Here is a 16019-nt window from a genome sequence, read left to right as displayed (position 1 = left end):
TCAAATCCCGCAGAGCTCACGCAGCAGCCGGGTATCCAGATGCTTCTCCACCAGATCCGCCAGACGTTCGATATCCCGCTCGCGCAAGCCGTGGTAATCCACGTCCTGCACCTCCTGCAAACCCGCCCAACGCAACAGCGCACTGCACGCCGCCGGCGATTCGAACAGGCCATGCAGGTAGGTGCCGAAAATCTGTCCGTCACCACTTTGCGCGCCGTCGCAACGACCATCGTCCAACTGCACGGCGGCATTTTCCAACGCGGGTCCGGTGGTCACGCCAGCATGAATTTCATAACCGCTGACTTCAGCGTTTTCCAGCGTCAGGCGCCCGCGCACATTGCGCAGTTGCTTCTCTTCTTCGAGCTGCGTTTCGAACGCCAACAAACCCAGACCGGCACTGGAGCCCGGCGCACCTTCGAGGCCCAACGGGTCGTGCACCTGCTCGCCGAGCATCTGCAGGCCGCCGCAAATCCCCAACACCTTTCCGCCATAGCGCAAATGCCGGGCGATGGCGGTGTCCCAGCCATTGGCGCGCAAATACGCGAGGTCGCTGCGCACGCTTTTCGAGCCGGGAAGAACGATCAGGTCAGCGGGTGGAATCGCCTGGCCGGGGCCGATGAATTGCAGGTCCACTTGCGGGTGCAGGCGCAGCGGATCGAAATCGGTGTGGTTGCTGATGCGCGGCAACACCGGCACAACGACCTTCAGCACCTGGTCGGCCTTGTCGGTCTGGCGCTGATCGATGCCGTCCTCGGCCTCCAGGTGCAGGTCCATCACGTAGGGCAGCACGCCGATCACCGGTTTGCCGGTGCGCGCTTCCAGCCAGTCGAGGCCGGGTTGCAGCAAGGCAATGTCGCCGCGAAAACGGTTGATGATGAAGCCTTTGATCCGCGCCTGCTCGGTGGGAGAAAGCAATTCCAGCGTGCCCACCAGATGTGCGAAAACGCCGCCGCGATTGATGTCGGCGATCAGCAGCACCGGGCAATCCACCGCCTCGGCAAACCCCATGTTGGCAATGTCGCCGGCCCGCAAATTGATCTCGGCCGGCGAGCCTGCGCCTTCGACCATCACCACCGGATACGCCGCGCTCAGCCGCTCATGGGACGCGAGCACCGCTTGCATGGCGATGGCTTTGTAGTCGTGATACGCAACCGCGTTCATCGTCGTGACAGCGCGCCCGTGAATGATCACTTGGGCGCCAGTGTCGCTGTTGGGTTTGAGCAGCACCGGGTTCATGTCGGTATGCGGGTCGAGATAAGCGGCCTGAGCCTGCACCGCTTGTGCACGTCCGATCTCGCCACCGTCGGCGGTCACGGCACTGTTGAGCGCCATGTTCTGCGGCTTGAACGGCACGACTCGTACGCCCTGCCGCGTGACCCAGCGACACAGCGCCGTCACCAGTGTGCTTTTACCGGCGTCCGAAGTCGTGCCCTGCACCATCAACGTTGTCATCGGGTTTCCCTGGCGTAGGCGTCGAACGCTTGATCTAGTCGTGCCCAGTCGGCTTCTTCACCGGGCAGGCCGAACCGCAGGCTGCTGTTGTGGGTGAACAACCGCAGCAGAATGCCGTGGCGGGCCATGAATTCATGGAGTGCTTCGGCGTGTTCGGTGGTCAGCCACTGAAACAGGGCACAACCGCCCTGAGGTTTGAAACCGTGCTTTTCCAACAGTGCAGCCAAACGCTCGCTGGCCGCTTCGGTGCGCACACGCTGTCTGGCGTGGCCTTCGGTATCCTGCAGACAGGCTTGCCCCAACACGCGAGTCGGTCCGCTGACGGCCCAGGGCCCGACTTGTTCGGCGAGCAGCTTGAGCAGCTTGCGCTCCGCCAGCACGAACCCCAGCCGGACACCGGCCAGGCCAAAAAACTTGCCGAAGGAGCGCAACACGATCAAGCCGACCTGATGAGCGCACGGCGCCAGGCTCAGCTGTGGCGTGTTGTCCATGAACGCTTCGTCCACCACCAGCCAGCCACCGCGCTGGGCCAGTCTGGAATGCCAGTCGAGCAGACGGCTCGGGGTCAGGCTCAGGCCCGTCGGATTGTTGGGGTTGACCACCACCAGCACATCGAGACTGTCGAGGAAAAAGTCGACCTCTTGCTCCAGCACTTCACGCACGATGTAGCCGCTGCGGCGCCAGGCTTCGGCGTGCTCGGCGTAACACGGCGACAGCACGCCGACCTTGCCGACCCGGCGCAAACGCGGCAGCAACTGGATCGCCATTTGCGAACCGGCCACTGGCAGCACCTGCGCGGCACCGTAGTAATCGCAGGCGGCTTGTTCCAGTCCGTCATCGGTTTCCGGCAATCGCGCCCAGGCGCGCAACGGAATGTCGGGGACCGGAAACGGCCAGGGCGCGAGGCCGCTGGACAGATCAAGCCAATCAGCTTCGGCGATGCCGTATTCGAGCGCCGCCTTGCGCAACCGTCCACCATGCTCAAGCATAGAATTCAGCCCCCACGCAGAGAATCAGCAGCCATAACCATACCCCGCGCTGGACCAATTGCCAGCCTCGGTCGATGGAGTCGGCGTCCGCCGGCGCGCCTTCGCCCAGTTGCGGACGCTGATGCAGTTCACCGTGATAAATCGCCGCCCCGCCCAACTCGACGCCCAGCGAACCAGCACCCGCGGCCATCACCGGGCCGGCGTTCGGACTGTCCCATGTCGGACCCTGGGTGCGCCAGCATTTCAAGGCGAGTCGGGTTTTGCCCAGCAGCGCGTAGGTCAACGCCACCAGTCGCGCAGGAATGTAGTTGAGCACGTCGTCGATCTTCGCCGCGGCCCAGCCAAAACGTTCGAAGCGCTCGGTGCGATAACCCCACATCGCATCCAGCGTATTGCTCAATCGGTAGAGCACCACTCCGGGCGCGCCGGCCACTGCAAACCAGAACAGCGCGGCAAACACCGCGTCGCTGCCGTTCTCCAGGACGGATTCGGTGGCGGCGCGGGCGACCTCGGTTTTATCCAGCTCACTGGTCTGGCGGCTGACCAGGTAACCGACACGCGTGCGCGCTTCCTCCAGATCATCACTGCGCAGCGCCGTGGCCACCGGCGTGACGTGTTCACCGAGGCTACGCAGGCCGAGGGCGCAATAGAGCGCGAGAATCTCGACGATCCAGCCGACATAAGGCGCCCAGGAAAAAGCCGTGGCGAGCAAGGTCAGCGGCACGACCGCGATCACCCAGGCGGTAACGCCGTGGCTGCGCCAGCCGCGTCCTTCACCATTGAAACGTTGTTCGATGCGGTCGGCAAAACGGCCGAACGCCACCAGCGGATGCCAGCGTTTGGGTTCACCCAGCAGCGCATCCAGCGCCACTGCGGCGACACTCAACAACGCCACACTCATTGACTCACTCCCCAATAATTCTCATACAGCAATTCGCTTAGCGGACGCGCCTGCGCCCAGCCTTCGAGTACCAGCATCGGCGCCGGATAGAATTCCTTGACCGGCCCGAGGCAAAGAATCGCCAAAGGTTTGGCCCCTGCGGGCAAACCCAGCAGGTCGGCCAGGGCTTGCGGTTCGAATAAAGAGACCCAGCCCATGCCCAGTCCTTCGGCGCGGGAGGCTAGCCACAGGTTCTGGATCGCGCAGGACAACGAGGCCATGTCCATTTCGGGCAAGGTGCGGCGGCCGAAAATGTGGCGTTCGCGGTCGTCCATCAGCGCGGCGACCAACACTTCCGCGCAGTCGTTGATGCCTTCGACTTTCAGCTTCATGAATTCGTCGGTGCGTTCGCCGAGGGCTTCGGCGGTGCGGATGCGTTCTTCTTCCACCAGCACTTGGATCTTGCCGCGCAGGGTGCGATCGCTGATGCGGATGAATCGCCAAGGCTGCATCAGGCCGACGCTTGGGGCCTGATGCGCGGCTTCGAGCAGTCGCCGGAGCAACTCAGGTTCGACGGTGCCGCCGCTGAAGTGGCGCATGTCGCGGCGTTCGGCTATCGCGCGATACACTGCTTCCCGCTCGGCTTCACTGAATGCGTTGTCGGTCATGGCCTCATCGCTGGCAGGCCAGCTCCCACAGGGATCTGCGTTTCTTCAGGTAATACACGGTCAACTGTGGGAGCTGGCCTGCCAGCGATGGCAGCTTCACGGTCAGGCGCAAACAGCGCAGCTACAGCGTTCGGATTGGACGGGAAATAGAAATGCACATAGGAAGCCGTCATCCGCCCCTGCCGATAAACCGCCTCCGCTCCGCGCCCGCCGTTAGGACTGAGGCCACGGGCAATCGGCTCAAGTTCGGTGCTGGTCAACGAATGATGATAGGTGTGGCCGCGCAGCGAACCTTCGGGCAATTCCACCGCCTGCAACGCCAGCGCCGCCAGCCGTTTCTGCATCACCGCATCACCGGCCAGCAACCCCACCAGTTTTGCGCGAGTACCTTCGACATCGGTCAGCGAATCGAGCAGATACAGCATGCCGCCACACTCGGCCAGCAACGGTTTGCCCGCCGCATGGTGAGCGCGAATGGCGCCAAGCATGGAGGTGTTCTGTGCCAGCGCGACATGGTGCAATTCCGGGTAACCGCCCGGCAGATAGAGACTGTCAGCCTCCGGCAATTGCGTGTCGCGGATCGGCGAGAAGAATGACAATTCGGCACCCATGGCTCGCAGCAAATCCAGGCTCGCGCCGTAGGTGAAAGCGAAGGCTTCATCACGGGCCACGGCAATCCGTACACCGGCCAGCAACGGTTCGGCGGCGATCACTTCTGGAGCGGCGAACTCCACAGGTGGCGGCAGCGCAACGTCACAGCTGTTGGCCAGTGATTCGGCCGCCGCATCGAGACGCAGGTCGAGATCGTTCAACTCGCTGGCCTGAACCAGACCGAGGTGCCGACTCGGCAATTCAATCCCGGTCTCCCGGGACAATGCGCCGTACCAGCGCAAGCCTTCAGTCAGGCTGCCTTCAAGCAACTGCGCATGGCGCAAGGTGCCCACCCGGTTGGCCAGCACGCCAGCGAACGGCAGGTCCGGCTGATACTTCGCCAACCCCAACGCCAGCGCACCAAAGGTCTGCGCCATCGCCGTCCCGTCGATCACCCCGAGCACCGGCACACCGAAATGCCGCGCCAGGTCAGCGCTGGACGGCGTGCCGTCAAACAGCCCCATGACGCCTTCGATCAGGATCAGATCGGCTTCATCGGCGGCTTCCCACAACAGTCGACGACTTTCCTGCTCGCCGACCATCCACATGTCCAGTTGGTAGACCGGCGCACCGCTGGCGCGCTCGAGAATCATCGGGTCGAGAAAGTCCGGACCGCATTTGAACACGCGCACCTTGCGCCCCTGATTGCGATGCAAACGGGCCAGCGCGGCGGTGACGGTGGTCTTGCCCTGACCGGAAGCCGGCGCGGCAATCAAGACCGCCGGGCAATGACGTGGTTGACTCACAATTCGACGCCTTTTTGCGCTTTGATGCCGGCCTGGAAGGCGTGCTTGATGACGCCCATTTCTGTAACGGTGTCGGCCAGTTCGATCATTTCCGGCTTGGCGCCGCGACCAGTGACCACCACGTGCTGCATCGGAGGCCGCGCCTGCAAGTCGCTGAGCACCTGATCGAGATCGAGGTAACCGTGCTTGAGGGCAATGTTCAGTTCATCCAGCACCACCAGGCCAATCGACGGATCCTGAAGCAGTTCACGGGACACTGCCCAGGCGGCTTCGGCGGCGGCGATGTCGCGTTGGCGGTCCTGGGTTTCCCAGGTAAAGCCCTCGCCCATCACATGAAAACGCACCTGCTCGGGAAAGCGCCGGAAAAACAGTTCTTCGCCCGTGCTGTTGCGGCCCTTGATGAACTGCACCACGCCGCATTGCATGCCATGGCCCAGGGAGCGGGCGAGCATGCCGAACGCCGAGCTGCTTTTGCCTTTGCCGTTGCCGGTCAGCACCAGCAGCAGGCCGCATTCATTCGGCGAGTTGGCGATGCGTTCATCGATCACGGCTTTTTTGCGCAGCATGCGCGCCAGATGGCGTTCGTCACGATCGGGAGTATCAGTCATGGGGAGCTCTCCGTTGAGGCTGGATAACGGCGGGCAGGCACAAGAATAGACGGCAAGAAGCCTGGCATCGCCCACCGTGATGCCGCTGGATGGATCAGGCCGGTCTCCGGGCTCATGAGCGGCACTCCGCCTGACTGCGCGCCTTCCCATGCCGATATCGACACAGTGGCAACAATGCTCAGTCTTCACTCATTTACCGTTGCGGGGGCAGCGCCGGGATCGTGATTGTTCATGAATGGAACGAATGCACTCACCGGCTTCCCTGTTTCACTCTGTCGACCAAGGCCACAGAGCACCTGAAACAAGCCGCGAAGGTTAGAGGGTTGGGGGTGGAGCGTCAATTAAAGCCGGGACGCCGTCGGGCGATTAACTGCCGTTGATCAATTAACTGACGCCAATCTTGTGCCACACTCTCAGCAGTGATATCAAAGCGCCACAACCTGACAACACAATAACAAGGGTGAGCCACATGCAAGGCATGATCATCAGCAATCCGAAGCTGGAATTCCTGCGCCCGGTGCTGGAGCGCTGGTTTGACTGTATCGACCGTTACAACGCCGTGCGCGGCGATAACGACACGCCTTACTGGTACGACGAAAAAGCCAACCTCGGCTTGCTCTCCGCCGCCGCATGGACCGCGGAAATGGTCACGCTGCAACAGACACCGACCCGCAAACAGAACGAGGAAGGCGAACGCAACGCCCGCGCCGACCTGTTCATCGCCACCAGCGAAGAACGCGCCTACCTTCAAGCCACGCAGCGTTGGCCACGGGTCAACAACCTGAACCTGACACAGGCGCTGGCCGATATCACCAGCGACGCCAGGCGAATCAGCTACGCCAGTGACCTGAAACTCGGTTGCCTGTTCGTTGCACCGCAAAAAGCCCAGCATGGCGCCACCCCGGAAGAACTCCAGGACATGGTCGACGATCTGCAAAAGGAACACTCCTGCGCCGTCGCCTGGTATTTCCCCTATGCCTACCGCAAGTTGCGTAATGAAACGGGCAACTATCATCCTGGCATCGCCGTGCTGTTCAAGGAAGCCCGCGGCTGACCGGTTGAACCATCGCGGGTGTGCGCTTCTCTATTGATCAGGTCACTGCATTTATAGGGAAGATCAGCATGCACAAGCCCCCGTTCGTTCTCGTCATCGCCCTGGCCGGAGGGCTCGCCGCCTGCGGTGAAACCTCCAGCCTGCAAGTCTCCGACGGCACCGGCCCGTCACCCAAATTGCCAGAACCGAACAAAACCCTGATCCCGACGGTGAACATCGCCCCGGCAATCGGCTGGCCGGACGGTGCGAAACCCACCACCGCAGCGGGCACCCAGGTGGCGGCGTTCGCCGAAGATCTCGATCATCCGCGCTGGCTGTACGTGCTGCCGAACGGTGACGTGCTCGTCGCCGAAACCAACGCGCCGCCCAAACCCGACGATGGCAAAGGCGTTAAAGGCTGGGTCATGAAGAAAGTCATGGGCCGCGCCGGTGCCGGTGTACCGAGCCCGAATCGCATTACGCTGTTACGGGACAAGGACCATGACGGCATCGCCGAAACCCGTACGGTGTTTCTGGAAAACCTCAATTCGCCCTTCGGCATGACCTTGGTTGGCAATGACCTGTATGTCGCCGACACGGATCGCTTGCTGCGCTTCCACTATGAGAATGGCGACACGGCCATCAAGTCGCAGCCGATCAAAGTGGTTGATCTGCCGGGCGGCACACTGAATCACCACTGGACCAAAAACGTCATTGCCAGCAAGGACGGCAGCAAGCTGTACGTCACGGTGGGTTCCAACAGCAATGTCGCCGAAAACGGCATGGACCAGGAAGAAGGTCGCGCGGCGATCTGGGAAGTGGATCGCGCCACCGGCAATCACCGGATCTTCGCCTCGGGGATTCGCAATCCAAATGGCCTGGCCTGGGAGCCGCAGACCGGCGCACTGTGGACGGCCGTCAACGAGCGGGATGAAATCGGCAGCGACCTGGTGCCGGACTACATCACTTCAGTGAAGGACGGCGGATTCTACGGCTGGCCTTACAGCTATTACGGCCAGCACGTCGACATTCGCGTCGAACCGCAAAATCCGGACCTGGTCGCCAAGGCCATCGCGCCGGACTACGCGGTCGGCCCGCACACCGCATCGCTGGGCCTGACGTTCGCTGAAGGCAACTCGCTGCCAGCGCAATTCAAGGAAGGCGCATTCATTGGGCAGCACGGTTCGTGGAACCGTAAACCGCACAGTGGCTACAAAGTGATTTTCGTACCGTTCAGTGCCGGCAAGCCGATTGGGCAACCGATTGATGTACTCACGGGCTTCCTCAATGACGAAGAGAAAGCCATGGGTCGGCCGGTGGGTGTGGTGATCGATCAGCAGGGTAGCTTGCTGGTGGCGGATGATGTGGGGAACAAAGTGTGGCGGGTTTCTGCGGCAAAGTAGCTGCCACACGCAAGACCTGTGGGAGCAAGCCTGCTAGCGATAGGGTCAGCACATCCGACATTGATGTACCTGGCGCACCGCTATCGCGAGCAGGCTCGCTCCCACAGGGGACCGCGTTTAGCGCTTGCGGCAAAGCGTCAATCCATCGCCCAACGGCAACAGCGACAGATCCACACGAGCATCATCCTTCAAGGCGAGATTAAGCGCCTGGATGGCTCGGGTGTCTTCGCTCTCGGGATTCTGCTCCAGCACCCGCCCGCTCCACAGGGTGTTATCGAACACTGCCAGGCCTCCAACGCGCAGCAGACGCAGCGCGTGCTCCAGGTAGGCCGGATAGTTGGCCTTGTCGGCATCAATGAACATCAAATCGAATTGTCCGGGCTGATCCAACTGAGCCAGGGTTTCCAGCGCAGGCGCCAGGCGCAGGTCAATTCGTTCGGCGAGCCCTGCTTCCTGCCAGTAACGGCGCGCCGTGGCGTTGTAGTCACCAGGCATGTCACAGCAGATCAGTGAACCGCCATCCGGCAACGCCGCCGCCATGCACAACGCGCTGTAACCGGTGAAGGTGCCGACTTCCAGCAGGCGCCTGGCACCGGTGAGTTTTACCAGCAATGCGAGGAATTGCCCCTGCTCCGGCGCCACCTGCCAGCGCGCCATCGGCAGGGCCTGGGTTTCATCGCGCAAACGCTTGAGCAGCGGCGTTTCCCTCAGGGAAACGTCGAGCAGGTATTGATACAGGGAATCATCGAGATTGAGCGTGCGAGCGGTCATGACGACCTCTGCGAATCAAGGGTTACGCGCCAGATGCTCAGGTTGCAGGACACGTTTGGCGCTGAGGTAGGCTTTCTGCCAATAAGCTTTGGACAAGCTGTCGAGTTTCACCGTGCCGCCCGTGGCTGGCGCATGGACGAAGCGGCCTTCACCGACGTAGATCCCGGCATGGCTGACCTGAGAGCCGCCATTGGTGGCGAAGAAAATCAGGTCGCCGGTTTGCAGGCCTTCCTTGCCGACACTGGCCGCTTGCATGCTGATCATCTCGCGGGTGGTGCGCGGCAGCGAGATGCCGGTGACGTCACGGTAGACATAACCGATCAGGCCGCTGCAATCGAACCCGGAATCCGGCGTGTTGCCGCCCCAGCGATAAGGCGTGCCCACCAGACCCAACGCGCGAAACAGCACGTCTTCGGCCTCAGGGGAAAAGGGTTGGGGTGACCCGAAAACAATCGGCGCACGAACCACCGGCGCAGGTGGCGGTGTACGGCTGGCGCAGGCGCTGAGCAGCGCTGCGAAGAACATGAGTGCGAGGCGGGCCGACATCGTCATAAGCAGAACATCCTGATCTGGCTGCGGCTTTTTTCTGCCGACAGGGCAGAAAAGAAAACCGCCTGCGCAGGACGCAGGCGGTTTGCCATCAATAATAGATCAGGATTCTAGCGGCTATGCGGCAAACTTCAAGTAAGACTTTAAGTTCGCCTTACAAACTATCCGCCTACTCTGTTGCAGAGAGGCTTTTTGTCGCCACTGACGTGGCGACAGGATCAAGCATTACTTGCGTGCCGTGACCACGGTCGGGGCCATCGCGAGTGCGCGCTTGGCTTCGATGAAGGTCTTGCTCCAGTAGCTGTCGCCCAGGCTATCGACCCGGACCCCACCGCTTTTGCGGCTGCTGGAGTGGATGAACTGGTTGTCACCGAGGTAGATCCCGGCGTGACTGACACGACCGCGGCGGCCATTGGTGGCGAAGAACAGCAGATCGCCCGGCTTGAGCGCACTGCGAGCAACCAGCGGCGCGTCCACGTTGATCATTTCGCGAGTTGAGCGCGGCAGGTTCATGCCGGCCTCTTCCCGGAACAGGTAACCGATGAAACCGCTGCAATCAAAACCCGCCTCGGAGGTGCCGCCGAAACGGTAACGGGTACCGATCAGGGACATGCCACGCTCAAGGATGCTGTCGGCGAGCACCGGAAGCTGGTACGACTTGCCGTCGGCGAAGTCAGCCAGCTCTTTATCGGTGGCCAGCTCTTCCTGGAAAAGAACGGAAGAGGATTGCGCAGTAACTGAATTTTTTACCTGCTGTTGAGGCGCTTGCTCCGACACTGGAGAGTGGGCAGCGCAACCGAACAACAGGGTGACGAGTGCGAGAGGCACGAGGGGTGCAAAGCGATTTAGCATGGGCACGACCGTGGCTGATAGTTGTAAAGAAGCCGAGACTATGCCCGCTATCATCCTCATTTGCAAATTCAATCGAACTTTATGTGACTTTCCGGTTTCGCGTTTCCATCTAAGCGCTTAAGCCCCATTTAGACGCTTGCGCTGCCTACACCCTGTAGGAACGCGAACTTTTTGGCGCCTGAAATATGCCAAAAGCCTTGTAGGACTTGGGCTTTACCAGCCCAGCGTCTCTTTTAGAAACGGAATGGTCAGCTTGCGCTGAGCTTGAAGGGAGGCCTGATCGAGACGCTCAAGCAGCTCGAACAGCGCACTCATGCTGCGAGTGCCACGGGTCAAGATAAAATGTCCGACTTCGTCGGTCAGGTGCAATCCGCGACGGGACGCACGCAGTTGCAGGGCGCGCAATTTGTCTTCGTCGGACAGCGGTCGCATCTGGAAGATCAGCGCCAGCGTGAGTCGGGATTTCAGGTCCGCCAGCTTCACCGGCAGTTCACGCGGTGACGTCGATGCGGCAATCAGCAGGCGCCGACCGCTGTCACGCAGGCGATTGAACAGATGGAACAACGCCTCTTCCCAGTCCGCCTTGCCGGCCACCGCCTGCAGATCATCCAGGCAGACCAGTTCGTACTGTTCGAGGTTGTCGAGAATTTCGATGCCGCGATCCATCAACTCGGCCAGTGGCAGATACACCGCCGTCTCACCCATCTGTTCGAAGCGCAAGCAGGCCGCCTGCAACAAATGCGTACGCCCTACCCCGTGCTTGCCCCAGAGATAAATCAGGCTTTCGGTCCAGCCGGCGTCGGCTTCGCACAGCCGCTCGACATAGCCGAGTGCAGCGGCATTGGCGCCTGGGTAGTAATTGATAAAGGTAGCGTCATCACGCAGACGCACACCTAGGGGCAGCTGAATCGGTTTCATGCTGACTGAACAGTTCCAAAGGAACCGTTAGTGGCCTCTGTGTAAAGTTTGCGAAGTTTATACCCGTGAAGCTGGCCGCACAATGCGACAGACCATAAGCAAAATCAAAGGTTTGCGTTATCGCACTGGTTTCATGAGCGTTTCTTTGGCGGCGCATGTGACAGCCGCCCATGGGACAGAGGCCAGCCTGGCACTGGACCAGGCTGCCCGCGACGCGTCATCGAAGACCTCTAGAGCTCAGGTTCGTCGACGCCACCGTAGATATCCGAATCTTTATACAAATCATGCACATGGCGCACAAGAACCATAATCACCGCCGCCACCGGGAGCGCCAGCAGCACGCCGGTAAAACCGAACAGCTCACCACCGGCCAGGATCGCAAAGATAACCGCCACCGGGTGCAGACCGATCCGGTCGCCCACCAGCAACGGTGTGAGCACCATGCCCTCCAGCGCCTGGCCAACCATGAACACCGCGACGATGCCAACCATGGGGTACAAGTCGCCACCGAACTGGAACAGGCCGGCAATCAGCGCCGCACCTATCCCGATGACAAACCCCATGTACGGCACAATCGCCGCCAGGCCGGCGATCATCCCGATCAGCAGCCCCAGCTCGAGCCCTACCAGCATCAGGCCCGCCGAATAGATCACGCCCAGCGCCACCATCACCAGCAATTGCCCGCGCACGAACGCGCCGAGCACTTCATGGCATTCGCCCGCCAGGATCACCACGCGCTCTTCCCGGTCACGAGGCAACAGGCTGCGGATCTTGGCCATCATCAGGTCCCAGTCCCGCAACAGATAAAAGCTCACCACCGGGATCAGCACCAGATTGGCCAGCCATCCGATCAATGCAAGGCCCGATGCAGTCGCCTGACTCAGCACCACGCCGACGATGTCGGTGGTCTGGCCCATGTGTTCGCTGATCGCCGCCTTGAGCTTGTCGAACTTCCAGAAACCATCCGACAACCCGAACTTCGATTGCGCCCATGGCAATGCGGTGTGCTGCAACCAGTCGAGCATCTGCGGCGCCAGTTCATACAAGCGAAACAACTGCTTGGCGAGCATCGGCACCAGCACCAGCAACAAGGTGGTGAAGATCAAGGTGAACAGCGCGAACACCGCCACTACGCCCCAGGTCCGGGACAGACCGGCCTTTTCCAGCCGATCCACCAGCGGGTCGAACAAATAGGCCAACAGCAGCGCCACCAGAAACGGCGTGAGAATCGGATGCAACAGCCAGATAAACGCGCAGAGCAGAACCACCCCACCCAACCAGAACCAACGCCGCGTATCGGCCATGTACCACTCCATATGCATCTATATAAAGAAAGAAAACCTTACCAACGGAAACGCAACTGCGGCACCGGTGCGGGCGGTGGCGCGACAGCAGGCGCCGAACCCTGGGCCACCGGCTGAACAGGCACGCTCGGTGCCGGGGCCTCACCCGCCGGAACCTCTTGCAACTTCGCCAGCGACAACTGCGACCGCAACTGTTCGGCGCTGCCATTGACCCGGTAGAGAGCCCGGTCAGCGTCAACACTCTGCAGGCGCGCGCCAAACGGCTCCAGCAAACGCCCAAGTGTCGCGTAACGCTCCAGGTTCATGCCCTGCACTTCCAGCAACTGCTCGCCCGAACTGCCGGGCTTGACCACAAAGCGGGGCGCCAGGCGCTGACTGACCGCGAGCAGTACCGCATCGGCGACCGCGGCCTGATCCGCGCCCTGCACGCTGCCCGCTTCCTTCTGATCGCCCAGCCACAAATGCCATTTGGCCTGCCACTGACCACCCTCTTCACGGGCATGCACGGCCAGCAAGGCGTCAGCATTGTAGCGATCCGATGCGCCGCGCAACGGCGTCGCATCGGTGCCTTCAAGATTCGGCGCGGTGGCGACCAGTTGCTCGCTCAGGTCCGCCAGTGGCAGGCGCAGCGGCAGACCACGGTGTTGTGCCGCGCGACGCAGTGGCGCCGCACTGGCCTGGCCATCACCCACCAGGCTCGAACCTTCGGTTGAGTCGTTCAGCCACCACGTCAGGATCGATGGCCGGTTCGCGCCCCACAGCGACAGCCCGGCACGGCGCAACGCCTGCTCGGTGCTGGCCGGGTCGAAATCCACCTTCAGCACTTCCGGCGGACCGGCTTCGAAACCGTACTGGCTGATGATCTGCTGCGGGTCCTTGCGAATGGCCGCCAACCCCGGACTTTGCCCGGCCTTGGGATCGCCGGTCAGGCGCAACACCAGCGTGTCGAGCGCGCGCTGGGTGGCTTGATCACGCTCTTCTGGCGCCTGACTGGTGACAGGCTCGCGCACCTGATAAAGGCTTTTGACGGTTTCGGCATGACTCGCCAGGCTGGCCAGAGACAAACAGCCCACAAACAATGATCTGAAAAAACGCATGGAAGATTCCTGACGACAAGGGCGGCTGGAACTGACCGCATGAAGACAATCGAGCAAGGCTGTGACCATCGCCCGACGTAAAACATTCACGCGTCCCGGTTAAGTTTTTCGCACTGCCATAACGATAGACGGTTAATCGCGATACCTTATACAGCCAAGCGGGAGGCGACCAACACGGGCAATCGTGGTTTTTTTGTATCGATATGCCCCTGCTGTCGGCCTGAGGATGGCCGCTGCCCCTCAAGCCTGATAAAATCGCGCGCCTTCGCAGACCGGCAACAGCCGGGCACCCTGAAATTCGCGCAAGGCACATGCCCTTCGTTTGTTTCGGCGGTCCCACTGGACTCGGTCGTTACCCCTGAATCCCCCCTAAAGGCCTGGATCATGAGCAAGCAACCCTCCCTGAGCTACAAGGACGCCGGTGTAGACATCGACGCCGGTGAAGCATTGGTCGAACGCATCAAGAGCGTCGCCAAGCGCACTGCGCGCCCGGAAGTCATGGGCGGCCTGGGCGGTTTCGGCGCCCTCTGCGAAATCCCGGCCGGCTACAAGCAGCCTGTGCTGGTTTCCGGCACTGACGGCGTCGGCACCAAGCTGCGTCTGGCGCTGAACCTGAACAAGCACGACAGCATCGGCATCGACCTGGTGGCCATGTGCGTGAATGACCTGGTGGTCTGCGGCGCCGAGCCGCTGTTCTTCCTCGACTACTACGCCACCGGCAAACTCAACGTTGAAACCGCGACCCAGGTCGTGACCGGTATCGGCGCAGGCTGCGAACTGTCCGGTTGCTCCCTGGTGGGCGGCGAAACCGCTGAAATGCCGGGCATGTACGAAGGCGAAGACTACGACCTGGCCGGCTTCTGCGTCGGCGTCGTGGAAAAATCCGAAATCATCGACGGTTCGAAAGTCGCTGCCGGCGATGCCCTGCTCGCCCTGCCGTCTTCCGGCCCGCACTCCAACGGCTACTCGCTGATCCGCAAGATCATCGAAGTGTCCGGTGCCGACATCGAAAACATCCAGCTCGACGGCAAGCCGCTGACCGACCTGCTGATGGCCCCGACCCGCATCTACGTGAAGCCGCTGTTGAAGCTGATCAAGGACACCGGCGCCGTCAAAGCCATGGCCCACATCACGGGCGGCGGCCTGCTGGACAACATCCCGCGCGTGCTGCCAAAAGGCGCTCAAGCGGTGGTTGACGTTGCAAGCTGGACTCGCCCTGCCGTGTTCGACTGGCTGCAAGAGAAAGGCAACGTCGACGAAAACGAAATGCACCGCGTGCTGAACTGCGGCGTTGGCATGGTGATCTGCGTGGCTCAAGAGCACGTTGAAACCGCGCTGAACGTACTGCGTGAAGCGGGCGAGCAGCCTTGGGTCATCGGCCAGATCGCCACCGCTGCCGAAGGCGCGGCCCAGGTTGAACTGAAGAACCTCAAGGCTCATTGATGTCTCAGACCTGTGATGTGGTGGTGCTGTTGTCCGGCACCGGCAGTAACTTGCAGGCCCTGATCGACAGCACGCGGACCGGCGACAGCCCGGTCCGCATCGCCGCGGTGATTTCCAACCGCGCCGACGCCTACGGCCTGCAACGTGCCAGGGATGCGGGCATCGACACCCGCTCCCTGGATCACAAGGCGTTCGAAGGCCGCGAAGCCTTCGATGCCGCGCTGATCGAACTGATCGACGCCTTCAATCCCAAACTCGTGGTCCTGGCCGGTTTCATGCGCATCCTCAGCGCTGACTTCGTGCGCCACTACGCGGGACGCCTGCTCAACATCCATCCCTCGCTGCTACCCAAATACAAAGGGTTACACACTCATCAGCGCGCGCTGGAGGCCGGCGACACTGAACACGGCTGTTCCGTGCACTTTGTCACCGAGGAACTCGATGGCGGACCACTGGTCGTACAGGCAGTAATACCGGTAGAGTTGCATGATTCGCCGCAGAGTCTGGCGCAGCGAGTTCACACCCAGGAACACCTGATCTACCCGATGGCCGTACGCTGGTTTGCCGAAGGTCGTTTATCTCTCGGTGAACAAGGTGCTTTACTGGATGGCAAGTTACTCGCGGCCAGCGGCCACTTGATTCGAACCTAGGAGAT

16 protein-coding genes and 1 riboswitch are annotated in these 16019 nt (G+C 61.4%); of the genes, 4 read left to right on the top strand and 12 right to left on the bottom strand.

Going from position 1 to position 16019, the window contains the following annotated elements:
- Genes ACM1ZW_RS17565 through cobO form a run of 6 tightly spaced genes read right to left on the bottom strand, consistent with a single transcriptional unit; the run spans window position 1 to window position 5994 of the window.
- Window positions 1–1452, bottom strand: coding sequence for a cobyric acid synthase (locus ACM1ZW_RS17565; protein WP_414878552.1), 1452 nt, complete (start codon window positions 1450–1452; stop codon window positions 1–3).
- The gene (gene cobD, locus ACM1ZW_RS17560) at window positions 1449–2441 is read right to left on the bottom strand and encodes a threonine-phosphate decarboxylase CobD (protein ID WP_017337270.1); all 993 of its coding nucleotides are present in this window, start codon (window positions 2439–2441) and stop codon (window positions 1449–1451) included. Before cobD ends, ACM1ZW_RS17565 begins: the two co-directional genes overlap by 4 nt.
- Window positions 2434–3342 (bottom strand): adenosylcobinamide-phosphate synthase CbiB, encoded by a 909-nt coding sequence (gene cbiB / locus ACM1ZW_RS17555; RefSeq protein ID WP_414878550.1) that lies wholly within the window; start codon window positions 3340–3342, stop codon window positions 2434–2436. The genes cobD and cbiB overlap by 8 nt, the downstream gene beginning before the upstream one ends.
- A complete protein-coding gene (gene bluB, locus ACM1ZW_RS17550; RefSeq protein WP_414883287.1) occupies window positions 3339–3989 on the bottom strand; it encodes a 5,6-dimethylbenzimidazole synthase in 651 nt (216 codons plus the stop codon). The genes cbiB and bluB overlap by 4 nt, the downstream gene beginning before the upstream one ends.
- Complete coding sequence (locus ACM1ZW_RS17545; protein WP_416738963.1) at window positions 3986–5386, bottom strand: cobyrinate a,c-diamide synthase; 1401 nt, start codon at window positions 5384–5386, stop codon at window positions 3986–3988. Before ACM1ZW_RS17545 ends, bluB begins: the two co-directional genes overlap by 4 nt.
- Window positions 5383–5994, bottom strand: coding sequence for a cob(I)yrinic acid a,c-diamide adenosyltransferase (cobO, locus tag ACM1ZW_RS17540; RefSeq protein WP_017337266.1), 612 nt, complete (start codon window positions 5992–5994; stop codon window positions 5383–5385). The genes ACM1ZW_RS17545 and cobO overlap by 4 nt, the downstream gene beginning before the upstream one ends.
- A 79-nt stretch (window positions 5995–6073) precedes the next feature.
- A riboswitch (cobalamin riboswitch) is annotated at window positions 6074–6309 on the bottom strand.
- Between the two features lie 154 nt (window positions 6310–6463).
- Between cobO and ACM1ZW_RS17535 the strand changes: the two genes are divergently transcribed.
- Entirely contained in the window at window positions 6464–7048 is a 585-nt protein-coding gene (locus ACM1ZW_RS17535) for a hypothetical protein (RefSeq protein ID WP_416738962.1), read from the top strand.
- 68 nt (window positions 7049–7116) lie between these two features.
- On the top strand, window positions 7117–8430 hold the full coding sequence (locus tag ACM1ZW_RS17530; RefSeq protein WP_017337264.1) for a PQQ-dependent sugar dehydrogenase: 1314 nt from the start codon (window positions 7117–7119) through the stop codon (window positions 8428–8430).
- Window positions 8431–8547: 117 nt separating this feature from the next.
- On the opposite strand, the gene ACM1ZW_RS17525 is transcribed toward ACM1ZW_RS17530, so the two are convergent.
- From ACM1ZW_RS17525 to ACM1ZW_RS17500, 6 genes are all read right to left on the bottom strand, one after another.
- Window positions 8548–9201: an O-methyltransferase gene (locus ACM1ZW_RS17525; RefSeq protein ID WP_416738961.1), complete on the bottom strand. Its 654-nt coding sequence runs from the start codon at window positions 9199–9201 to the stop codon at window positions 8548–8550.
- Window positions 9202–9216: 15 nt separating this feature from the next.
- On the bottom strand, window positions 9217–9753 hold the full coding sequence (locus ACM1ZW_RS17520) for a C40 family peptidase (RefSeq protein ID WP_017337262.1): 537 nt from the start codon (window positions 9751–9753) through the stop codon (window positions 9217–9219).
- Between the two features lie 222 nt (window positions 9754–9975).
- Window positions 9976–10602: a C40 family peptidase gene (locus ACM1ZW_RS17515; protein ID WP_017337261.1), complete on the bottom strand. Its 627-nt coding sequence runs from the start codon at window positions 10600–10602 to the stop codon at window positions 9976–9978.
- A gap of 213 nt (window positions 10603–10815) precedes the next feature.
- Window positions 10816–11520 (bottom strand): DnaA regulatory inactivator Hda, encoded by a 705-nt coding sequence (gene hda, locus ACM1ZW_RS17510; protein WP_017337260.1) that lies wholly within the window; start codon window positions 11518–11520, stop codon window positions 10816–10818.
- 230 nt (window positions 11521–11750) lie between these two features.
- Window positions 11751–12824, bottom strand: a complete 1074-nt coding sequence (locus ACM1ZW_RS17505) for an AI-2E family transporter (protein ID WP_017337259.1) — start codon at window positions 12822–12824, stop codon at window positions 11751–11753.
- Between the two features lie 38 nt (window positions 12825–12862).
- Window positions 12863–13921, bottom strand: a complete 1059-nt coding sequence (locus ACM1ZW_RS17500) for a DUF2066 domain-containing protein (RefSeq protein WP_017337258.1) — start codon at window positions 13919–13921, stop codon at window positions 12863–12865.
- A 384-nt stretch (window positions 13922–14305) separates the two neighbouring features.
- On the opposite strand from ACM1ZW_RS17500, the gene purM reads away from it, so the two are divergent.
- Window positions 14306–15364 carry a phosphoribosylformylglycinamidine cyclo-ligase gene (gene purM, locus ACM1ZW_RS17495; RefSeq protein ID WP_010456810.1) on the top strand — a complete coding sequence of 353 codons (1059 nt, stop codon included), beginning with the start codon at window positions 14306–14308 and terminating at the stop codon, window positions 15362–15364.
- Entirely contained in the window at window positions 15364–16014 is a 651-nt protein-coding gene (gene purN, locus ACM1ZW_RS17490) for a phosphoribosylglycinamide formyltransferase (protein ID WP_017337257.1), read from the top strand. The genes purM and purN overlap by 1 nt, the downstream gene beginning before the upstream one ends.
- The last annotated feature ends 5 nt before the right edge of the window (window positions 16015–16019 follow it).

The sequence above is a fragment of the Pseudomonas sp. NFX71 genome (assembly GCF_048079215.1).
GTDB classification, from domain to species: Bacteria; Pseudomonadota; Gammaproteobacteria; order Pseudomonadales; family Pseudomonadaceae; genus Aquipseudomonas; species Aquipseudomonas fluorescens_B.
Note: the sequence above shows the minus strand (reverse complement) of the source record. Positions and strands in the feature narration are given on the sequence as shown.